Raw genomic sequence first — 21,925 nt, 5'->3', positions numbered from 1 at the left:
AACTGCGCCCCACCTTGCCTGACGGGAAGATAACTGCATGGACCGTTCGATCCTGGTTGGAACACGCGTCGGTCTGCTTGCGCAACATCTGCGCGACCAGATTAACCTAGTGAAGATCGCGGTCTCCGAACCGGAGAACCTTGGTGGATACGGCAATGATCTTATCGCCCAGCGGCTTCTTGAAAGCCTGTGCCTGCCCGGAAAGGCTTTCGTGGACGTCGGCGCGCATATCGGTTCGGTGATCGCCGGCGTAGCGCGATGCTGCAGTCCATCCGTGATCATTGCGATCGAGGCGGTGCCCGCGAAGGCGGAGGCCCTCCGCCGAAGGTTCCCCAATGCGACCATCCATGGCTGTGCGGCGGGCGAGGAAGACGGCGAGATGCCTTTCTTCATCGATTTGCAGCGATCCGGCTACTCGTCGCTCTACCCGCGCAGCGATCGCGAGCAATTGCAGGAAATCAGGGTGCCGATCCGGCGACTGGACGATCTAGTGGGCACCGAAACGGCCGATGTCGTCAAGATCGACGTGGAAGGGGCCGAACTGGCGGTTCTGCGCGGGGGGAAAGCCCTGCTAGCGCGCGACAAGCCCACGATCATGTTCGAAAGCGGGCCCGAAGAAGTGGGAGACTATAGCAAGACGGCGATCTGGGAATGGCTGGATCGCGCCGACTATGATGTGCTGTTGCCCAATCGCGTCGCTCACAACGATCCGGGGCTGTCGTGCGACGGGTTCCTGGAAGCGCACCTCTATCCGCGCCGTACCACCAACTATTTCGCGGTGGCCCGTTCGCGCCGTCAGGAAGTGCGTGCACGCGCACGATCCATCCAGAAGATGGCTGTGGCCTGAAAAGGCTTCGATTGTCCCGGCCTTCCAGATGCGGCGCCGGGCACACCGCCGATTTGGCGGCAAGGCAGGTCGCAGCGTAGCCAGCCAGTAGTCTGGCCGGCTACGCCGAGGGAAAATCAGCCGTTGAGCTTGTCCTTGACCGCCTTGGCGGGCGCGAACGAAAGCTTCTTGGAAGCGGCGATCTGGATGGTCTCGCCCGTGGCAGGGTTACGACCTTCGCGTGCCGGGCTGTCCTTGACCTTGAATTTGCCGAAACCGGGCAGATTCACTTCGTTGCCATCCGCAGCCGCTTCGACGATCGCGCCGAAGACGGCTTCCACGACCTTCTTCGCATCGGCTTTGCTGGTGCCGTTTTCCGCTGCAATCTTGTCAGCAATGTCAGTGGTGTTCATGAATCATCCTTCAATGCGGTATTCCTGCATCCTGATAGGCCCACCAAAAGCCCGTGGGTCAAGCCCAGCAGGCCGCAACTGGGCCTAAATCCCCAGCGCTGATGCTCCAGAGCGGGGATTCGGCCTTGAAAAGTGCCTGAATCAAGACCTGCGGATGCTTTTGCATGCGTTATGGCAATGCCGATCGCAGTCGCTATAGGTCGGCGGGAAGTACAGGCAATTGGCAGAAGCATGGCGCGCAAACATTCGAAGCACGGTCCTTACGACGATCTCGATCGCGAGGAGGAGGAGGGCCCTGCACCGGTAGTACCCTGCTGGCTTTGCGGCCGGCCGACGGGCAAGACCATCGTCTGGCACCACCCGGTTCCCAAGAGTTGCGGTGGGCGCGATGTGGTGCCCATGCACCCCATCTGTCAGCAGACGCTGATCGCCAATTTCACCAATTCCGAGCTTCAGCGACACGGGATGGATGTGGAAGGCCTGCTGGCCAATCCCACCGTACGCAAATTCGTCGATTGGGTGGCGAACAAGGATCCGGATTTCACCGCGACCACGGCCAAGAAGCGACGCTGATCGGGAAGAGCGCTCTGCGCCACGACCATCCGCGCGCGAAACGTCAATCGGAGAAGCTGTCGAACGCCTTCGTCGCTATCGCCTTCAGCGCTTCGCGGCTCTTTGGTGTGGCCGACAGGTTGGACAGAAGAACCACGCCGGTGCGTCGATCCGGATCGACATAGGCCATCGTGAACACGCCCGGATCTCCGCCCCAGTGGTTGATCCGGGGAACCCCGCCCAGCATCGATTCCTGCCAGGCCAGACCTTGCCCGGTCAACCAGTCCGGCAACCCGGCGGGCTTTCGTATGGTCAGCATTTCCACGTTGGAGCCGACTTCCAGCAGGCGCACGTGCCCGGCGCCCCCGCCATTGGCGGCCGCCGCCACCAGCAAGGCAAGATCGCCGATGGAAGCGCGGATCATCCCCGCAGGCCAATCAGGAAAGCCCACGGTGGGAACCGGCTTGGGCACCGTCCCGTCAAGATCGTAGGGCGTGGCACGCAACCTTTCCGGCGTTTCCGCGATGGTCCATGCGATGTGGCGCAGTCCCAACGGTGCGAACAGCCGTTCGCGGATGAATGCACGCATGTCCATTCCCGCAATCCGCCCGCCCAAATAGCCGAGCAGCGCGAAACCGATATTGCTGTAGTCCCAGTTCGAGCCGGGAACCCGCTTCACATTGCCGGCCCCCGTATAACGGCCGCCCGGCGCAAGATATTCGCGCAGCAGCGTGTCCAGCGGCATCCGCGTATCGGTGCCAAGGCTGCGGAAATCGGTCTGGTAATAGACTTCGTCGGAAATGCCGGAGGTATGCATAAGCAACTGGCGGACGGTGATTGCAGCGGCGTTCTCTCCGGCGATCTCGAAATCGAGATGGGGCGCGACCGGTTCATCAAGCGCGACCTTCCCCTCTTCCACCAGCAGCATCGTGGCCGAGGCGATGACGGCCTTGGTGATCGATGCGATATGGAACATCGTCTCCGGCGTGACACGCCATCCGCGCCCGATATCGGCAAGCCCATAACCCCGTGCGAACCGGACCTGCCCATCTCGCACCACACCTAATGCAAGCCCGGGAATCTGGGCGGCCGCCATCTGTTGGCGGATCAAGTCATCCAGACCGTCCGCCGCGCGGGCCGCCCGCGGCAGGATGGACAGCGCCAGCCCGGCACCGACAGCGCCCAGTACGTCCCGCCGCCCCATAAGATCGTAAGTTCGCATTCCGCTGCCTCCGATTCGCCACTTGCCATTAATTACGTAGGCACCTACTCATTAGTCAACAGATCGAATGAGGATCGACGATGACGGACTATGTTGCACAAAGGCAGGGAGCGGCGCTGGGCGCCCGGTTACGGCGCCTTAGCGCGACGATCGATGCCGATGCAGCGAAAGTCTACGCCGCTGCCGGGATCGCCTTCGAGCAGCGCTGGTTCGGCCTGATCAACCAGTTGGCGCATAACGGCCCAATGTCCGTCAGCGACCTTGCGCAGGCACTGGGCGTGACCCACCCCTCGATCAGCGAGGCGCGCCAATCGCTGGAGAAAAAGGGATTGGTGACCGCCACTCCCGATCCCACCGATGCCCGCCGTCGGGTGCTGAGCCTTTCGCCCACTGGGGTAGACTTCGCCGCAAAGCTGCGGCCGATGTGGGATGCTTTCGACGATGTCGCCGAACAGTTGGATACGGAGGCAGGCGAAGTAACCAAGGCGCTACTGCGGCTGGAACAGGCGCTGGCCCGTAAGTCGCTCCAAGCGCGGCTGGCCGATCGTCTGCGCGAAACGGCCGGAATGGGCCATGATAAAGTGGCCCCGCCTCACTCGGTGGGTAGGCGGGGCCCAGGAGAGTAAGCCCAGGTTGAGGCCCAGGTCGATTGTTCCCTCTCCTGCAGTGTATGGGGTAAACGACGCGCGGGGGAGTGCGTCACTGCAGGCGAGGAGGCCATGACTTTGGGGAAGCTGGGCCTTGGCGCACGCTAGACGAAATTCGGCAGCAACGTTGTAAAGCAGTGTAAAATCGGCTGTTCTTCGCCGCACATGCCATTCGGTGCTAAAACGCTCCGAACAGATTGGCGAGCACGATCACCGCGACAAGCGCAACAACGGAATTCGCGATGCCGACCATGGCGATGTCACGGTAGCTTTCTCGATGCGAGACCCCGCATAGCGAGAGCAAGGTGATGACAGCCCCATTGTGCGGCAGGATATCGAGCGTGCCAGCGCCGATCACGGCAACGCGGTGCATGGCGGCAGGATCGACACCGGTCTCCGCAGCCATGCGCAAATAGGTCGGCCCAAGAGCCTCCAGCGCAATAGTAAGCCCGCCCGAGGCGGAGCCGGTGAGCGCCGCCAGAAGGTTCGTCGCCACTGCCAGCGAAACCAGCGGTCCACCGCCCAGATGCATCACCCAGTCCCGGATGGCATGAAACGCCGGCAGCGCGGCGACGACCGCTCCAAATCCTACGAGGCTGGCAACGCTTAAGACCGGGAGGACTGCCGCATTCGCACCGCCATCGATGCTCTGGCGCAAGTTCGCGATACGGCTGCGGTTGACCGCGATCAGCGTAACGATGGCCAGGGCCAGCGCTCCAGAGACTGCCCAGATGCCGGCCACCGCGCCAAGGGTGGTTGCGCCCCATTCGGGCGACGCCAGGAACGGGGCTTCGCCGGTCGGGAAGACGACCAGGGAGAGCAGGAGATTGGTACCGATCATCACGCCGATCGGCGCGATGGCAGACGCAAGCTTCGGCCGCCCGGCGGCGGGTTCGCCGTGCCCGATCTCGGCAGGATCGAAAGTGGAAGCGGTGCTGCCATGCTCGCGCATCCGTTGCGTATCGACGGGCGGCATTTTAGGTCCTTGATAGCCTTCACCGCGCCCGGTTGCGGCGCGGCTGGCATGCTCCAGCCAAAGCAGCCCAAGCGTCAGCATGATCAGCGCAGCGACAAGCCCCAAGCCGGGCGCGGCATAGACCGTCGTGCCGAAAAAAGGCATGGGGATGACGTTCTGTATCGCGGGAGAGCCAGGCAGCGCCGTCATCGTGAAGGTAGATGTGCCGAGGATCACGGTGGCGGGCACAAGGCGCCGGGGAATATCCGATACGCCGAACAGGGCCTGCGCCATCGGGACCAGCACGAAAAAAGCCACGAACAGGCTGACGCCGCCGTAAGTGAGGATGGCGCCCGCCAGCACGACGGCAAGTATGGCCCGATCCTGGCCCAGCCGGGCAATCATGCTGTCGGCAAGCGTGCCCACCGCGCCGCAATCGTTCATGAGCTTTGCGAAGATCGAGCCCAGCAGAAACAGGGGAAAGAACTGGGCAATGAACCCGGCAACCGCCGGCATGAATATCTGCGTCCAGCTTGCAAGCAGCGGAAAGCCGGAAAAACCCGCAGCCACCAGCGCGGCGGCGGGAGCAAGGAAAAGCACGCTCCAGCCGCGATAGGCCAGGGCCACCAGCAGTCCCAGCGCTGCAAGGATACCTAGGAAGCCCAACCACGCCGGCCCTGCCAGTCCAGTCCCTGCTATTTCAGACATTGTCGAGCAGCGCGTCGAAGTCGAACGAGGAACTGTGCCCGAGCGTGCCGCGCGATTGCACAAGGAACGCTTCGGCAGCTTGGCGACCGATATCCCGCAACTTGGTCAGGAATGCCCACTCCGCATTCAGTTTAGAAGAATAACCGAACTCCTGCATGGCGTCCGACGCTATGCGGTGCATGCGCATGTTTGCCCAATGGGCACCTTCACCGCTGCCGGGATCGGCAGCCTTGCGCAGCAGGGCCATCATGCGCAATTCCTTGATCAGCGTGGCATTGAAGGTGACTTCGTTGAGGCGGCTGGAAATGTCCCGTGCGGTAACGGGCAGCGCCGTTCGTTCGATCGGATTCACCTGCACAAGCAGCGTATCGAGTGCCTCGGTCTCCCGCACCAACGGCGTAAGCGTCGGATTGCCCGCATAGCCGCCGTCCCAGTAATGCTCTCCATCGATTTCGATCGCGTGAAACATGGCGGGGAGACAGGCAGAGGCGAGCAGCACGTCGGCGGTGAGTTGCGGATTGCGAAAAACCCGCCCCTGCCCCGTTCTCACATTGGTTGCCGTGACGAAAAGCCGGATGGGACTGGCGGCCAAACGCTCAAAATCGATGCATTGATCGAGGATATCGTGCAACGGATTGAAGCCGCTCGGGTTCAGATCATAAGGCGAGACAAGCCGTGCCGCGAGGTCCATCGCATTGAAGGCTGGCGACCAGTCCAGCGTCCAACGGCCCAGCAACACGTCGAGCAGGCTGCGCCGAAATGGACTCAACTTCGCGGCGTCGGAAACCTTGCGCCAGAAATTTTCGAGCGCCCTGCGGGCACCTTCCGTCCCGTCAGTCAGATAGCCGTCGACAAGGACGGCGGCATTCATGGCGCCTGCGGAGGTTCCGGATATCCCCTCGATCTCCAGCCAGTCCTCTTCCAGAAGACGGTCCAGAACGCCCCATGTGAAGGCGCCGTGAGCACCGCCGCCCTGAAGGGCGAGGTCGACGCGCAGCGGATCCCTCATCGCGGCCTCCGCAGCAGCGCCTCCTGCGGAGAAGCGCCTGGACCGGCAAATCGAGCAAGCGGAAGCAATGTTTGCGGTTTCACCAGCCTACCTCGATCCAAGGGGCGTTCTTCCGAACCTGAATGCTGCGCTGCAACAGGGGATCATCGAATGGCGGGGGTGTCAATCCTGCATGATCGCATTGGCCCGCCTACCGGCGACTAAACCGCCGTCGGCGGATCATCCCGCACTCGCCCCGGGCCCCCGGATCACTTGTCCCGGCTGGAACTCTTCTCGCGCGCGAAGCCGGTGGTATAGAGCCGGTTGAACTGGCTCGCCGTGGTCGACAGTTCGTCGGTGCGGCCCCCGAACCAGCGCTGCAAGGCCACCGCAAACATCATGCCGAAGCTGGCAAGGCCTAGGAATTCGGCGGAAAGCCCCTCTTTGGCCAAGGGGCTCAGGACTTCGCCGCGGGCGCGGATCAAGGGGTCCAACTGCTCCTGAAACACGCGGCGACCGGATTCCAGATCCGAAAACAGCGCAGTGGTCAGCAAGGGTAGCACGCGCTGCATGTCTTCGAGATGGCGGGTGGTCGATTCCCTTGCAAGTTCGCCCATCTCGGCGGGCGTCTCTGCGGATTCATAAGTCTCTATGCGTCCATGCATGCCCTGCATCGCTTCGATGAGGGGGCGCATCACGGCTGCCTCGAACAAGTCCTCCTTGGTGGGAAAATGCTTGAACAAGGTTGCCTGATTGACGCCCGCGGCCACCGCAATCTCGCGCGTGCGGGCGCCGGCAAAGTTGGCACGGATGAATTCGGCCTGCGCTGCCGCGATTATCTCCACCCGGCGTTCGGCGGCCGGGCGATAGTCGCGGCGGGCGGCATCGGGCCTTTTCGAGGCGGTAGATTTCGCAGGCATACTGGTCCTGTCGCGAACGAAGGCTTGTCCTGACGAGACCTAGCAGGCCTTGCGCTCAAAACAAGTAAGCAGTTGCTTTTTTCTTTGATAGGCATGGGACCAAGCGCCAATCGAGTGACGGAGAGCGAAATGACCACGGCAACGGCGGAAACACCCCGGAAAACCGCGATCTTTACCGGGGGAGCGCAGACCGACTGGGCGAAAGCACGACTGGCAAGACTCGTTGCAGAGGATCCTCAGTTTGTGGCCGCGTTTCCCGATCCGGCAGTGGTGGAAGCCAAACGACAGCCGGGATTGCGATTACCGCAGGTGGTTCAGGCTATCTTCGAAGGCTACGCCGAGCGCCCGGCCATCGGTCGGCGCGCCCGGGAACTCGCCTTCGATCCGGTGAGTGGGCGCGCCGGCCTGCGCTTGCTTGATCGCTTCGAAACCACTTCGTTCGGCGAGCTTTGGGCCGATGTGCAGGCCGTTGCCGCAGAATGGGCCGGCGACGCGGAAAACCCGGTGAAGGCCGGCGATTTCGGCGCGGTTCTCGGCTTCGCCAGCTCCGGTTATGCGACCATGCAACTTGCGAACATTCACCTGGGCGTAGTGAACGTGCCCCTCCAGGCGAATGCTCCCACCGAACAGCACGCCGCCATCCTCGCCGAAACCGAGCCGCGCGTGCTGGCCTGCAGCATCGAATTGCTGGACGCGGCGGTGAATGCGGTGCTCGCGGGAACTCCTCCGCCCCGCCTGGTCGTCTTCGATTACGAGCCGCGCGACGATACCCAGCGGGAACGATACGAAGCGGCCCGCGCGCGACTGGAAGCCGCCAACTGCCCCATCGCGATCGACACGCTGCAGGATGTCGTGGCGCGTGGCAGGGCACTGCCTCCGCTTCCCCCGCATGTGTCCGATGATCCGGATCCGCTCGTCTGGCTGTTCTACACGTCCGGCACGACGGGGACGCCGAAAGGCGCGATGTATACCGAGGAAACCGTCCGCAACACGTTCCTCTACCACGCCGACAAGCCAGGCATCACGCTGAGCTTCATGCCGATGAGCCACGCCGTGGGCTATGGCTACCTCTATCTGGCATTGGCCAATGGCGGCTGTAGCTACTGCTCACCCAAGAGCGACCTTTCGACGCTGTTCGAGGACCTTGCGCTGGTGCGACCGACGATGTCCTCGCTCGTCCCGCGTGTTTGCGAGATGCTCTACCAGCACTACCTCGGCGAAGTGGATCGCCGCATTGCCGCGGGCACCGGCGAAATGGATGCGCAGGAAGCAGTCAAACTGGACATGCGGGAAAATCTTCTGGGCGGCCGCCTGCTATCGGTCGGCTGCGGCTCCGCCGTGCTGTCGCCCGAAGTGCATCAGTTCATGCTCTCGATGCTGGGCGTGCACATGGCCATCGGTTATTCGTCCACCGAGATGGCGACCGCGACAGTGACTGTCGACGGGAAAATCCAGCGCCCACCCGTGATCGACTACCGGCTCGAGGATGTGCCAGAGCTTGGCTATTTCACGACCGACAAGCCCTATCCGCGCGGCGAATTCCTGGTGAAGATCCCGAAGTTCATGGCCGGCTACTACAAGCGGCCGGACCTGACGGCAGAGAAATTCACCGACGATGGCTTCTATCGATCGGGCGACGTCATGGCGCAGATCGGCCCGGACGAACTGGCCTATGTCGATCGCACGAACAACGTGCAGAAACTCTCGCAGGGCGAATTCGTCGCCATTGCCCGGCTGGAGGCCCTGTACACGCAAAGCCCTATGGTCCGGCAGATCTATGTCTACGGCACCAGCGAGCGCGCTTTCCTGCTCTCGGTCGTGGTCCCGGCCGACGAACTGCTGGCCGACTTCGAGATGGGCGATGCGGCGGCCGAGCGGGCCAAGGCCGCGATCCGCCGCGCCTTGCAGCATGTTGCCGAGGAGCACGGCCTTGCGAGCTATGAAATCCCGCGCGATTTCCTGGTCGATACCGAAGGCTTCAGTCCCGAAAACGGGCTGCTGACCGGCATCGGCAAGTTCAGCCGGCCGAACTTCCGCGACCGCTTCGGCCCCAGGCTGGAAGCCCGCTTTGCCGAGATTGCACAGGAACAGGTCGACGAGTTGCGCAGCTTGCGGCTTGGCGGCGCCGACCGGCCAGTGATCAAAACGGTCTTGCGCGCGGTCAAGGCGACGCTGGGTGTCGCGGAAACGGATATATCGCCGCAGTCGCGCTTCACCGATCTGGGCGGAGATTCGCTGTCGGCGCTCTCATTCTCGATGCTTCTGGAGGAAGTGTTCGGCCTCGAAGTCCCCGTTGGGGTGATCATCAATCCGGCCGGCGATCTGCGGCTGGTGTCCGAATATGTCGAGGCGGCACGCTCCGGCAGCAACCGCCCCAGTTTCTCCACCGTCCACGGCGCCGACAGTACGACTGTCCATGCCAGCGACCTCAAACTGTCGAAATTCATCGATCCGCAAGTGCTGGCGGCAGCGCCCGCCCTCCCCCCACCGCCCGGGACGGTGAAGACCGTACTGATGACCGGCGCCACCGGTTGGTTGGGCCGCTTTCAGGCCCTTGCCTGGCTGGAGCGACTGGCGCGGACAGGCGGAAAGCTCATCCTGCTGTCACGCGGAGCCTCTCCCGAACAGGCGCGTCTGCGGGTGGAGGAAGCCTTCGATACGGATCCGACCTTGATCGGTCATTTCCGCAAGCTGGCGGCCGGTCACCTTGAAGTATTGCCGGGCGATCTGGGGCTCAAAAATCTCGGCCTCGATCAGGATACCTGGGATCGCCTTGCACGGGAGGTCGATCTTGTCGTCCATCCCGGTGCCCATGTGAATCACCGTCTGCCCTACACCCAGCTTTTCCAATCCAACGTCGCCGGCACGGCCGAACTAATCCGGCTGGCACTGACCACGCGGCTCAAGCACTTCGACTATGTCTCGACGATGGGTGTCATGCTGTTCGGCCCGGCGGACGAGACATCCGACATTCGCGCTATCGCATCGTCGGCGCAGCTCGATGACAGCTATGCCAATGGCTACAACGTGTCGAAGTGGGCCAGCGAGGTGCTGATGCGTGAAGCGCATGACCTTGCCGGAATTCCCATCGGCGTGTTTCGGCCCGGCATGATCCTCGCGCACAGCCGATACGCAGGGCAGCTCAACGTGCCAGACATGTTCACCCGCTTGCTGTTCAGCCTGGCGGTAACCGGGATTGCACCGGCCACTTTCTACGCGCCGAACCTTTCGAATGGCCGGCCCAGGGCCCGCTACGAAGGCTTCCCGGTCGATTTCCTTGCCGAGGCGATCACCGGCATCAGCGCCGCTCTGCCCGGAGGCTTTCGCAGCTACAATCTGGCGAATCCCGATCCGGATTTCGTCGCCCTGGACCAATTCGTCGATTGGATGATCGACGCGGGCTGCGCGATCGAGCGGATCGACGAATACGACGACTGGTTCCGGCGGTTCGAGGTGGCGCTGCAGGGCCTGCCGGAGGACCAGCGGGCGCACTCACTGCTGCAGATCATCGAACCCTATCGCCATCCGCAACACCCGGGCATGGGCGAAGGCGTGCCCTGCCAGCGCTTTGCGGACGATGCACAGGCCGCCGGCTGCCCGATCTCCCATCCGGGCGCAGCGCTGATCCACAAATACGTCGCCGATCTCAGGCATGTGGGATTGTTGCAGCACACCGGGAACCGCAAGGCATGACCGAATCCGTCACCTGTACCGTGCAGGACAGTATCTGCCGGTTGACCCTCAACCGCCCGGACAAGCTGAATGCGCTGAACCTTCAGATGTTCAGGGAAATCGAAGGCCACCTCGATCGACTGGACCACGCTGCAATCGGCTGCATGGTCCTGTCCGGCGCCGGACGCAGTTTCTGTGCGGGACATGATCTCGACGATCTGGCTTCAGGAAAGGAAACGGCCGCTTCGGCCGAAAGGTTCGAGAACGGCCTTGTCGAACGGCTGTCGACCTTGCCCTTTCCACTCGTCGCGAAAGTACGCGGCCACTGCTACACAGGCGGCCTGGAACTCGTACTTGCCGCAGACATCATCGTCGCGGCGGAGACGGCCAAATTCGCGGACACTCACTCCAAATTCGACCTCGTCCCGATCTGGGGCCTTACGCAGCGCCTGCCGCGCCGTATCGGCATGGCGCGCGCCAAAGAAATGATGTTCGGTTGCCGGACCTATACCGGGGTGGACGCTGCGACGATGGGCCTGGTCAACACCGCGGTACCGGATGACAAGCTTGACGCCTATGTGGATGACCTTTGCGCCGACATCGCGAGCAACAGCATGCGATCCAATCGCGCGATCAAGAAGCTGCTCATCGATACGGACGGGCTGAACCTTGCCGCCGGCAACGCCTGGGAACTGCATCACAGCCCCGGTCACGGCCCCGAATTCAAGGCGATGATAGCCGCGCGGCGACCGTGACATGCCAGTACGGCGCCGGCACTAAAGATCTGCGGCACGCCTGGCCTCCCCGGCGTGAGCCTCACTGGTTCCAGCGGACACGCCATCGTCGCAACGATGGCGTGTCCTATTTCCCGCCGACAGGCGGGCTTTGGCGGGTGAACGGCCCGATCAATTCCCGTTCCCGCGTCGAATAATGCTTTCCACATCGTTCATGACGGCCTAGAGGCCCGCCATCCCCGGGGGGCCGCTGACGCGCGGCTGAGAGGTGGTCAGCAGACCACGACCCGCTGAACCTGATCCGGCTTGCACCGGCGTAGGGAGGGCTGGCGGCAGATCCGTTGTCCCTCCGATTGGAGTGGACGCGTGAAGAAGATTGCCGATTTCCGTTATTTGAACAGTGCCGCACTGACGTTGCCGATCTTGTTGCTGGCAACGCCAGCGCTGGCGGATTCCGCCGGTGATGCAGGCCCAACCGTCATTCAGGTGATCGGCCATCCCGATCCCGAAGGATTGCTGCCCGATCAGACCGCCCCCAAGGCGGTCAGCGCGATTTCCAGCGATTTCATCGTCAAGCAGGCGCCGACGCTGAACGCCTTTCAACTCGTCAACCTGCTGCCCGGCGCGAACGTTTCGTCCAGCGATCCTTATGGCCTGTCGACCAGCTCCAGCCTGACGCTGCGCGGACTGGGGCAGGACCAGATCGGCGTGCTGATGGAAGGCGCCCCGCAGAACGACATCGGCTATTTCTACGCCTACCCCTCTCAGTTCGCCGATGCGGAAAACGTGCGGCAGGTCACGCTGGCGCAGGGCGCCGCCGATATCGACGCGCCGGTCGTTGCCGCTGCCGGCGGGTTGCTTTCGCTTTCGCTGGATGACCCCAGCGCCGAGATGGGCGGCCTCGTCAACCTTTCGCTCGGCTCCTACAACCAGCGCCGCGCCTTCGTGCGGTTCGATACCGGCCGGATCGGCCAGACCGGGCTGAAGGCCTTCGTCTCCTATTCCAACAACCGCGCGGACAACTGGCGTGGTGCCGGTTTCGACACCCGCCAACATGTCGATGCGAAGCTGCTGAACGAGTGGGGCGACGGCAACCGCGCCAGCATCGCGGTATCTTTCAACGAGGCGAAGACCTCCACTTATCCCAGCCCCACGCTGGCGGATTGGCAGGCGTATGGACGCGGGTTCAATTACGACAAGCACTATAGCGAGGGCGACGCCAATTACTGGCGGCTCTATCGCGCGCCGTTTCGCAACGTCTACATGGCGGCGCCGCTGCATCTGAAACTGAACGACCAACTGGCGTTCGACAGCACCGCCTACCTGCAGTTCGGATACGGCAACGCGCCTTACGGCACGCAATTGACCGAGACCGGCAACTTCCTGGGCACCGAGGAACTGACGCAACCGATCACGCTGCCCGGTGCCGTGGACGGCGTGGCGACGGTGCTCGGCAACTGGACCGGCAAACAGATGCGCGTCGGCAATGTCAGCAAGCTGACGCTGCAAGCGGGCGCGCACCGGATCACTGCCGGACTGTGGTTCGACTACGGCTCCGATCGCGTCACCCAGTCCTACACCTCGATCGATGCCGATGGCCATCCGCTGGACCAGTGGGGGCATCAGAGCCAGGCGATTCAGACTGCTGACGGCCGCCTGCTCGCCTACGAGAATGCGCGCACCGAAACGGTGACCAAGGGCTTCTTCCTGGCCGACAGCATTCAGGTGACGCCGCGCCTTGGCGTAGATGTGGGTTTCAAGGGCGTAGACGTGCTGCGCAACGGCCGCAATTACCTGCCCGGCCCGCAATCGACCGTGCGCAGCGACAGCTTCGCCGCCCTTCCCCGCGCGGCGGTGCATTACAAGCTGGACGATCGCCAGCAGATCTTCGCCAACGTCACCACCAACTTCCGCACCCCGAACGAGTTCGCGCTCTACAACAGCTATTACGGTGGTGAGATCGTCAGCCAGGGGGCGAGCAACCTCAAGAACGAGTATTCGGTCTCGGAAGAACTGGGGTACCGCTATATCGGCCCCAGCCTGTCGTTCTCGCTGACCGCATTCCATTATCACTTCCGCAACCGTCAGGTAGCGACGGTGATCGACAGCGGCGGCGCGCTCGTCAATTCCACGGTCAACGCGGGTAGCCAGACCTCGTACGGCCTGGATGGAGAGATCGACTATCGCCCAGCCAAGGGCGTCAGCGTCTATCTCTCCGGCGAATATCTGCATGCGCGGCTGGACGACGACCTACCGGTCAACGGCGACTACCTGCCGACCAAGGGCAAACACGCCGTTTCCAGCCCGACGTTCCAGTTCGCCATGGGCAGCACTTATGACGATGGCCGCCTGTTCGGCAGCACTGCGCTGAAGTACGTGGGGCGCCAGTATTCGACGTTCATGAACGATGAAAGCATCAAGGGCTATGCCACGCTGGACCTGTCGGTCGGCGTTCACCTTGCCGGGCTGATCGACGCCCAGCGCATGGACTTGCGCCTGAATGCAATCAACGTCACCAATCCGCATGTGCTGTCCGGCGTGCAGACAATCGGCACCAATGCGCTGGATACGGTCGGCCGCAACGGCACGCTGATTTCCGGTTCGGCACCGACCTACTACGTCGGCAGCGGGCGCGCCTTCGTGGCGACGCTGAGCCGGGCCTTCTGACCGTGGGCAGCCCCGTCCCTCTTCCGGCGTCCCGGCCTGCGCCTCATCTCGTTCACGGGATGGGCACTGCGCTGGAGGCGCCGGCTTGGCCGGCCATTACGGCGGAAGAGGCCGAAGCGGTTCTGGGGCTGTTTCCCAACGCCGGACGTTTCGAGGGGCTCATCTGGCACTCCCCGCGCCCTTTCTCGGCCGCGACGCTGGTGCAAACTGACCGCGGCGAATTCTTCCTCAAACGCCACCATCAGAAGTTGCGCTCAACAGCCGCGCTCGCGGAAGAACACGCGTTCATGGCGCACCTGCGCGCGAACGGACTGTCCGTGCCCGAAGTGCTTGCCGCGACCGACGGCACCGGGGCGGTCACGCATGGCCCGTGGAGCTACGAATTGCAGGGCAAGGCGACCGGCGTCGATCTCTACCACGATCGGCAATCATGGACGCCGTTTCTCTCGCACGCACATGCCCATGCGGCGGGGGTAGCTCTCGCGCGGCTGCATCGGGCCGCGCACGGCTTCACGGCCGCCCCGCGCCCCTCCCATCCGCTGATCGCCAGCTTCACGATCCTGCCCGCAACCGATCCACTGGCGGCGGCCGAGGCCTATGTCGCAGCCCACCCGCCCATCGCCGCCTTTCTGGCAGACAAGGCATGGCGGCAGGAATTGGTGCGCTTGTTGGATGCACTCGGCAACGGTCTAGCCACCCGACTGGAGAAGCAGCCGCCGCTGTGGACGCATAACGACTGGCATCCTTCCAACTTGCTCTGGTCGCCAGACGGCAGCGTAAGCGCCGTGTTCGATTTCGGCCTGGCAACGCAGACCTGCGCACTTCACGACATCGCCACCGCCATAGAGCGCACCGCCATTCCCTGGCTGGAGATGGACCGGGACCTACCCGACGCGCGGGGCGCCATCGCGTTGCTTGCCGGTTATCGAACGGTGTTGCCGCTCACCACCGCCGACGTCGAAACCGTCGTCCGACTCCTGCCGCTGGTGCATGTGGAATTCGCCTTGTCCGAAATCGATTATTTTGCGGGCATCCTGCGCGATCCCGATCAGGCGACGCTGGCGTGGAAGGACTATCTCATCGACCACGCCGATTGGTTCCTTTCCGCGCCGGGGCGGGAATTCCTGCAACACCTGGAAAGCGGAGCACAGGCCTGATGTCGGCACTCGAAATCATCGCCGTCGTCGTCAGCTTTCTGGGCATCTGGCTGACTGCAAAGCGCCGGCTGCTGTGTTGGCCGGTCAGCCTGCTGGCCTGCGCGCTTTACTTCAAACTGTTTCTCGACGTGCGGCTCTATTCGGACATGGTGCTGCAAGCACTGTTCGGGATCGCCATCCTCTATGGCTGGATCGTCTGGACGCGCGGCAAGGAGGAAGTGGGCGAAGTCGTAGTTAGCCCCCTCTCGCCGCTGCAAGCGTGGGCGGGCCTTGCCGCAGGCGCCATCGGCGCCGTCGCGATCGGCTGGTTCACCAGCCACTACACCAATGCCGCGCTGCCATGGATAGATTCGGGGCTCAGCAGCTTTAGCCTTGTGGCTCAATACTGGACAGCCCGGCGTCACTCGGCGAGCTGGCTGCTCTGGATCGCGGTGGACGTGCTTTACGTCGGCATGTTCGTTTTCAAGGGCTTGTGGCTGACGGGCGGACTCTATGCGGCCATGGTCGTGCTTGCGGTGATCGGCTACAGGCGGTGGCAACAGGCTGCGGAATTGGCGTCGCGCCCGGCGTGACGCCTTGGTCAAAAGCACTCCGGCTTTCTAAAACGAATTCCGTTTTATCACAGCGACTTCGGCGCGGACGCCGCACCGTTCCAGCAGTTCAGTGATTTCTCGTTTGTGACGGCGCCGCTGGGGCTCCCGCTGACCAGCGTGAGCCCCACAGGGCCGCCGCCAAAAGCTGCGCGACGTCAATACAACGCATTCATCAATGGCTTCGCGCGCTTGTGCGACCATCCCGATGCACGTTTGCAAGCAGGCTTCCCGTGCGCTTATCGTTGACGCGCTGAGCGCCGAAGGCGCCGCTCCGGGGGAACTGATGCTGATCGGGACCAACACTCCACGTCTCACCATCGCGCCGTACTTACGGTCAAGCGCGCAACATCGACGCATGGCCGCCACGCGGCCCCGCTACGCCCTTCTGCGTGGCCGTGCCTCAATGCTGCTGCGCTGAATGCTGCCATCTGCCGATAACCGGAATTAACTTCGATTTTCTCGAACAATCTAGTTCATTTTATCAAGATTTTCCGAAGCCGATCAATCGCCTAACCCTGTTCTCACAAGTTCACCACACCACGCAACAGGAGCCTACCAATGACCATCACCGCAACCGCAAAGCCCGGCAAGTCGCTGATCTCGCCCGACAATCACGCACTTGTCCTGATCGATTTCCAGTCGCAGATGGCCTTCGCCACCAAGTCGATCGCTCCTGAACTGCTCCGCAACAATGCCGCCCTGATCTCGCGCGGTGCCAAGTCCTTCAACGTCTCCACCATTCTCACCACGGTTGCCGAAAAGAGCTTTTCTGGCCCGATGTTCGAAGAGATCACGGAGGCTTTCGAAGGCCAGCCCATGCTGGACCGCACCAGCATGAACACCTGGGAAGACGAAGCCGTGATCGAAGAGATCAACCGCATCGGCAAGCCCCGCATCGTCTTCGCCGGCCTCTGGACCTCGGTCTGCATCGTCGGCCCGGTCGCCTCCGCCATCGACCAGGGTTTCGAAGCCTACGTCATCACCGATGCCTGCGGCGACATCTCGCCCGAAGCGCATGAGCGCGCTGTGGAGCGCATGATCCAGCTTGGTGCCGTGCCGATGACCTCGCTCCAATACCTGCTCGAACTGCAGCGCGACTGGGCCCGCACCGAAACCTACGACAGCACCACCGGCATCGCCCGCAAGTGGGGCGGCGCTTACGGCATCGGCATCAACTACGCCAAGACCATGTTCGGCGCTTCCGAAGGCGCTCACTGATTTAAAGCTCGGGACCGGCCGCCGATCCCCCCATCCGGCCCTCACCGAAGGCAGCCGGTCCCCACCCTCTCTTTCTCTCCCAACACATCCAGGAATCAGCATCATGGCCTACGTAACCACCAAGGACGGCGCCCAAATCTTCTACAAGGACTGGGGCTCGAAGGATGCCCAGCCGATCGTCTTCCATCATGGCTGGCCGCTCTCGTCGGACGACTGGGATGCGCAGATGCTGTTCTTCCTCTCCAAGGGCTACCGGGTCGTCGCCCATGACCGCCGTGGCCACGGTCGCTCCGAACAAGTGAGCGAGGGTCATGACATGGATCACTACGCCGCCGATGCCGCTGCGGTGATGGAACACCTCGACCTCAAGAACGCCGTCCACATCGGCCACTCGACCGGCGGCGGTGAAGTGGCAGCCTATGTCGCCCGCTACGGCATCCCGCAGGGCCGCGTTGCCAAGGCCGTGCTGGTCAGCGCCGTGCCGCCGATCATGCTGAAGACCGATCGCTATCCCGGCGGCCTGCCGATCGAAGTGTTCGACGGTCTGCGCGCCGGCCTTGCCGCCAACCGTTCGCAGTTCTTCCGCGATGTCGCCGCTGGACCGTTCTACGGCTTCAACCGCGAAGGCGCCAATGTGCTGCCCGCCGTGATCGACAACTGGTGGCGCCAGGGCATGACCGGTAGCGCCAAGGCCCATTACGAAGGCATCAAAGCCTTCTCGGAAACCGACCAGACCGACGATCTGAAGGCGATCACCGTCCCCACCCTCGTCCTCCACGGCGATGACGATCAAGTCGTCCCTTACAAGAACGCCGGCGTGCTCCAGGCAGAGATCCTGCCGAACGCCACGCTGAAGATCTACGAAGGCTTCTCCCACGGCATGCTGACCGTGAACGCAGACACCATCAATCCCGACCTGCTCGCCTTCGTGCAGGCCTGAACCAGAAACCGGGAATGCAAAGGCATTCCCGGATCTTCCGATCATCGAGGAGACCGACGATGAAACCCTACCTTCTCTCGATTGCCGCCGGGTTGCTGGTGGGCGTAGTCTACAGTCTCCTCGGCGTTCGTTCGCCGGCTCCGCCGATGATCGCCCTGATCGGTCTTCTGGGGATTCTCCTTGGTGAACAGATAGTTCCGCTCGCCAAAAAGGTGATAGCAGGCGATGAAGTCGTCCACTTCGTCCAGACCGATTGTCGCGAGCACATCCTCGGCCGCTTGCCCGGCGATTGTTCGGAGACGGCCGAAAAGAACGACGCGTAATTCTCTCTCCCCCCTCCCCAACTGCACGCTCCAAGGATCCCCTCATGACCGACACGATCATCGTCAACGCCAAGGTCACCACCCTCGATCGCGAGAACCCACAAGCTGAAGCCGTGGTCATCCGTGACGGCAAGTTCCTGACCGTCGGCAGCGAGCAGGAAGCGCGCGAGGCTGCCGCGCCCGGCGCCGAAGTGATCGACGCCAAGGGCCGCCGCCTGATCCCCGGCCTGATCGACAGCCACATGCACATCATTCGCGGCGGTCTGAACTTCAACATGGAACTGCGCTGGGACGGCGTGCCGACCCTGGCTGACGCCATGGCCATGCTGAAGAAGCAGGTCGACAACACCCCCGCCCCGCAGTGGGTGCGCGTGGTGGGCGGCTTTACCGAGCACCAGTTCGCCGAAAAGCGCCTGCCGACGATCGCGGAACTGAACGCCGTCGCGCCCGATACCCCGGTTTTCATCCTTCACCTCTACGACCGTGCGCTGCTCAATGCCGCCGCGCTGCGGGTGGTGGGCTATACCAAGGACACGCCAAACCCGCCGGGCGGCGAGATCGTGCGCGATGCCGCTGGCAACCCCACCGGGCTGCTGCTCGCGCAGCCGAACGCGACGATCCTCTATTCGACGCTCGCCAAGGGCCCCAAGCTGCCGCAGGAATATCAGGTCAATTCCACCCGCCACTTCATGCGCGAAGTGAACGCGCTGGGCGTGACCGGCGTGATCGACGCCGGCGGCGGCTTCCAGAACTATCCCGACGATTACGAGATCATCGAGAAGCTCCACGCCGAAGACCAGCTCACCGTGCGCATCAGCTACAACCTCTTCACGCAGAAGCCGAAAGAGGAACTGGCGGACTTTTCCGGCTGGGTGAAGCAGGTAACACCGGGACAGGGCGACGATACGTATCGCCACAACGGCGCGGGCGAGATGCTGGTCTATTCCGCCGCCGACTTCGAGGATTTCCGCCAGCCCCGCCCCGACATGGCGCCCGGCATGGAAGGCGATCTGGAACCCGTCATCCGCCTGCTCGCCGAGCATCGTTGGCCATGGCGCCTTCACGCCACGTATGACGAGACCATCGGCCGCGCGCTCGACGTCTATGAGAAGGTCAACCGCGACATTCCACTGGAGGGTATCAACTGGTTCTTCGACCATGCCGAGACGATCAGCGACCGCAATATCGACCGCATCGCTGCGCTCGGCGGTGGCATCGCGGTCCAGCATCGCATGGCCTATCAGGGTGAGGATTTCGTCGAACGCTACGGCGCCAAGGCGGCCGAGCGCACGCCGCCGATCGCCAAGATGATCTCCGCCGGCATTCCCGTGGGCGCCGGCACCGACGCCACCCGCGTCGCCAGCTACAACCCCTGGGTCTCGCTTTCGTGGCTGGTCTCGGGCCGCACCGTCGGCGGCCTGCGCCTCTATCCGAATGCCAACCGCGTCAGCCGCGAAAAGGCGCTGGCGATGTGGACGCACGAGAACACCTGGTTCTCGAACGAAGTGGGCAAGAAGGGCCAGATCAAGGCCGGCCAGCTTGCCGACCTCGCGCTGCTCTCGGACGACTTCTTCTCGGTGCCGGAGCATGACATCGTTCACATCCGCTCGGTCCTGACCGTGCTCGGCGGCAAGGTCGTCCATGGCGAAGGCGACTATCGCCCGCTCGCCCCCGAACTGCCCCGCCCGATGCCGGACTGGTCGCCGGTCGCGACGTTTGGCGGTTATTACCAGACGCCGGAAGCCAAGCAGAAGCTGGCCTCTGCCTGCGGCTGCGCCAGTTCCTGCGGCGTCCACGGCCACGACCATGCCGCAGCGCTCGGCGCCAACGTTCCGGCCGCCGATGTCCAGACTTTCTGGGGATCGCTCGGCTGCGGTTGCTGGGCCGTCTGATCCACTGCGGCCCCTTCGGGCGAGGAGGGGCCGCACCGCTTTTATTCCATAATTTCGAACATATTAGTCGATATTATTCGGATCGATAGATTTCCAGGCACCCCCTAAGCGGGTCTTGCACCATCGAACGAGCGGCCCAGCCCCTCCCCCCATCGGAGCCACAGACATGCAACGCTTCACCATGATCATCGCGACTGCCCTGCTGGTCGCGAGCCCTACCCTCACGCCTGCTTTCGCCGCTGAAAAGGCCTCGGCCGACTATTCGGTCGGTGCCCAGTACGACACCACCCACGTCTACGTCCCGCAGGACCAGTTCGACACGTTCGTCGCCAGCTTCGTCGCCACCTTCGGCGGCACCACCAGCAAGCAGGGCGAATTCCAGGTAACGCCGACCAAGAGCCTCACCAAGTCGCAGCTGGTGCTGACGCCTGCAGGCACGATCTCGGTCTTCGGCTTCAAGACGCCGATCCCCTATCCCTTCGGTGATGAGCGCACCGGCTATCTGGTCACCGACATCGATGCGGCCGTGAAATCGGCCCAGAGCCACGGCGCCGTGCGCCGCCTGGAAACCTTCCCCGATCCGATCGGCCGGGATTCGGTGATCCAGTGGCCGGGCGGCGTGAACATGCAGCTCTACTGGCACACCGCGAAGCCGAACTACACGCCGCTCGAAACCGTGCCGGAAAACCGCGTCTACCTGACCGTCGATGCCGCCGACAGCTTCATCAAGGGCTGGACCGGTTTCGCCCATGGCAAGATCACCGCCGACGATAAGGCCGCCAATGGCGCCGAGATCGGCGAGCCGGGCAAGACCATCCGCCGCGTCTCGATCACCAGCGGCTACGGCAAGATGGTGGTCTATGTCTCCGATGGGCAACTGCCGTGGCCCTATGGCCGCGACATGACCGGCTATGGCGTCAGCGACCTTTCTGCGACGCTCACCAAGGCTTCGGCTGCAGGCGCGGAAACGCTGGTTGCGCCCTATGATAGCGGCAAACGTCAAAGCGCCATCGTGCGGTTCCCGGGCGGCTACATCGCCGAAATCCACTCCGAAAAGGCAGGCTGAGCCATGTCCGGCACCGGTACGCCCAAATTCATCGCATCGGTGCTGGACTTCGCGCCGACGGGGTTCCTCGCCCGCCTCCTCTTGGTGGGCGCATACCTCGTCGGCGGACTTACCAAGCTGAGCGACTGGCCGGGCGCCGTGGCGGAGCAGGCCCACTTCGGTCTGACCCCGCCCGCGCTCTGGGCCGCTCTCACCATCGCGGTGGAACTGATCGGGCCGCTGTTGATCTTGACCAACCGCTTTGTGTGGCTCGGCGCCGGCATGCTCGGCGTGTTCACCTTCTTCGCCGCGCTCGTCGCCAATGCCTTCTGGGCGATGCCCGCCGGGCCGGAACGCTTCGGCGCGACCAATGCGTTCTTCGAGCACATGGGCCTTGTCGGCGGGTTCATCCTTGTCGCGATCCTGGCTTACCGGACCAAGCGCCGTGCCTAG

At 63.2% G+C, this 21,925-nt stretch carries 19 protein-coding genes and 1 riboswitch; of the genes, 14 read left to right on the top strand and 5 right to left on the bottom strand.

Translation table 11 applies throughout. The annotated features are described in order from the left end of the window. The first annotated feature begins 37 nt into the window (after positions 1 to 37). Positions 38 to 847 carry an FkbM family methyltransferase gene (locus tag WBP07_RS30625; protein ID WP_395397006.1) on the top strand — a complete coding sequence of 270 codons (810 nt, stop codon included), beginning with the start codon at positions 38 to 40 and terminating at the stop codon, positions 845 to 847. Positions 848 to 963: 116 nt separating this feature from the next. On the opposite strand, the gene WBP07_RS30620 is transcribed toward WBP07_RS30625, so the two are convergent. Beyond that, positions 964 to 1,239 (bottom strand): HU family DNA-binding protein, encoded by a 276-nt coding sequence (locus tag WBP07_RS30620; RefSeq protein WP_395397005.1) that lies wholly within the window; start codon positions 1,237 to 1,239, stop codon positions 964 to 966. Between the two features lie 231 nt (positions 1,240 to 1,470). Between WBP07_RS30620 and WBP07_RS30615 the strand changes: the two genes are divergently transcribed. Further along, positions 1,471 to 1,812 (top strand): hypothetical protein, encoded by a 342-nt coding sequence (locus tag WBP07_RS30615; protein WP_395397004.1) that lies wholly within the window; start codon positions 1,471 to 1,473, stop codon positions 1,810 to 1,812. A gap of 43 nt (positions 1,813 to 1,855) precedes the next feature. Here WBP07_RS30615 and WBP07_RS30610 read toward each other — a convergent pair whose 3' ends face one another. Beyond that, on the bottom strand, positions 1,856 to 3,013 hold the full coding sequence (locus WBP07_RS30610; protein ID WP_395397003.1) for a serine hydrolase domain-containing protein: 1,158 nt from the start codon (positions 3,011 to 3,013) through the stop codon (positions 1,856 to 1,858). 80 nt (positions 3,014 to 3,093) lie between these two features. On the opposite strand from WBP07_RS30610, the gene WBP07_RS30605 reads away from it, so the two are divergent. After that, positions 3,094 to 3,639: a MarR family winged helix-turn-helix transcriptional regulator gene (locus WBP07_RS30605; protein WP_395397002.1), complete on the top strand. Its 546-nt coding sequence runs from the start codon at positions 3,094 to 3,096 to the stop codon at positions 3,637 to 3,639. A gap of 199 nt (positions 3,640 to 3,838) precedes the next feature. Here the strand turns inward: WBP07_RS30605 and WBP07_RS30600 are convergent, their stop codons facing one another. The 3 genes from WBP07_RS30600 to WBP07_RS30590 form a co-directional block, all read right to left on the bottom strand. After that, a complete protein-coding gene (locus WBP07_RS30600; protein WP_395397001.1) occupies positions 3,839 to 5,323 on the bottom strand; it encodes a GntP family permease in 1,485 nt (494 codons plus the stop codon). Then, a complete protein-coding gene (locus tag WBP07_RS30595; protein ID WP_395397000.1) occupies positions 5,316 to 6,332 on the bottom strand; it encodes a patatin-like phospholipase family protein in 1,017 nt (338 codons plus the stop codon). The genes WBP07_RS30600 and WBP07_RS30595 overlap by 8 nt, the downstream gene beginning before the upstream one ends. A 248-nt stretch (positions 6,333 to 6,580) precedes the next feature. Further along, positions 6,581 to 7,231: a TetR/AcrR family transcriptional regulator gene (locus WBP07_RS30590; RefSeq protein ID WP_395396999.1), complete on the bottom strand. Its 651-nt coding sequence runs from the start codon at positions 7,229 to 7,231 to the stop codon at positions 6,581 to 6,583. Positions 7,232 to 7,360: 129 nt separating this feature from the next. Between WBP07_RS30590 and car the strand changes: the two genes are divergently transcribed. From car to WBP07_RS30535, 11 genes are all read left to right on the top strand, one after another. Beyond that, the gene (gene car / locus WBP07_RS30585; protein WP_395396998.1) at positions 7,361 to 10,924 is read left to right on the top strand and encodes a carboxylic acid reductase; all 3,564 of its coding nucleotides are present in this window, start codon (positions 7,361 to 7,363) and stop codon (positions 10,922 to 10,924) included. Beyond that, the gene (locus WBP07_RS30580) at positions 10,921 to 11,658 is read left to right on the top strand and encodes an enoyl-CoA hydratase/isomerase family protein (RefSeq protein WP_395396997.1); all 738 of its coding nucleotides are present in this window, start codon (positions 10,921 to 10,923) and stop codon (positions 11,656 to 11,658) included. The genes car and WBP07_RS30580 overlap by 4 nt, the downstream gene beginning before the upstream one ends. Positions 11,659 to 11,867: 209 nt before the next feature. Further along, a riboswitch (TPP riboswitch) is annotated at positions 11,868 to 11,977 on the top strand. Positions 11,978 to 12,012: 35 nt separating this feature from the next. After that, positions 12,013 to 14,304, top strand: a complete 2,292-nt coding sequence (locus WBP07_RS30575) for a TonB-dependent receptor (protein WP_395398282.1) — start codon at positions 12,013 to 12,015, stop codon at positions 14,302 to 14,304. A 59-nt stretch (positions 14,305 to 14,363) separates the two neighbouring features. Continuing rightward, the gene (locus tag WBP07_RS30570) at positions 14,364 to 15,461 is read left to right on the top strand and encodes a phosphotransferase enzyme family protein (RefSeq protein ID WP_395396996.1); all 1,098 of its coding nucleotides are present in this window, start codon (positions 14,364 to 14,366) and stop codon (positions 15,459 to 15,461) included. Then, positions 15,461 to 16,033, top strand: coding sequence for a nicotinamide riboside transporter PnuC (gene pnuC, locus WBP07_RS30565; RefSeq protein ID WP_395396995.1), 573 nt, complete (start codon positions 15,461 to 15,463; stop codon positions 16,031 to 16,033). Before WBP07_RS30570 ends, pnuC begins: the two co-directional genes overlap by 1 nt. A 579-nt stretch (positions 16,034 to 16,612) precedes the next feature. Beyond that, positions 16,613 to 17,272 carry a hydrolase gene (locus WBP07_RS30560; RefSeq protein ID WP_395396994.1) on the top strand — a complete coding sequence of 220 codons (660 nt, stop codon included), beginning with the start codon at positions 16,613 to 16,615 and terminating at the stop codon, positions 17,270 to 17,272. A 103-nt stretch (positions 17,273 to 17,375) separates the two neighbouring features. Continuing rightward, complete coding sequence (locus WBP07_RS30555; RefSeq protein WP_395396993.1) at positions 17,376 to 18,212, top strand: alpha/beta fold hydrolase; 837 nt, start codon at positions 17,376 to 17,378, stop codon at positions 18,210 to 18,212. A 59-nt stretch (positions 18,213 to 18,271) separates the two neighbouring features. Beyond that, the gene (locus WBP07_RS30550; protein WP_395396992.1) at positions 18,272 to 18,535 is read left to right on the top strand and encodes a DUF1427 family protein; all 264 of its coding nucleotides are present in this window, start codon (positions 18,272 to 18,274) and stop codon (positions 18,533 to 18,535) included. 44 nt (positions 18,536 to 18,579) lie between these two features. Further along, positions 18,580 to 20,427 carry an amidohydrolase gene (locus tag WBP07_RS30545; RefSeq protein ID WP_395396991.1) on the top strand — a complete coding sequence of 616 codons (1,848 nt, stop codon included), beginning with the start codon at positions 18,580 to 18,582 and terminating at the stop codon, positions 20,425 to 20,427. 166 nt (positions 20,428 to 20,593) lie between these two features. Continuing rightward, positions 20,594 to 21,493, top strand: a complete 900-nt coding sequence (locus WBP07_RS30540; RefSeq protein WP_395396990.1) for a glyoxalase — start codon at positions 20,594 to 20,596, stop codon at positions 21,491 to 21,493. Positions 21,494 to 21,496: 3 nt separating this feature from the next. Continuing rightward, positions 21,497 to 21,925: a DoxX family protein gene (locus tag WBP07_RS30535; protein WP_395396989.1), complete on the top strand. Its 429-nt coding sequence runs from the start codon at positions 21,497 to 21,499 to the stop codon at positions 21,923 to 21,925.

Source organism: Novosphingobium oxfordense, from assembly GCF_044029435.1.
Classification (GTDB): Bacteria; Pseudomonadota; Alphaproteobacteria; order Sphingomonadales; family Sphingomonadaceae; genus Novosphingobium.
The sequence above is the reverse complement of the archived record's forward strand: the minus strand, read 5'-3'. Positions and strand labels throughout refer to the sequence as shown.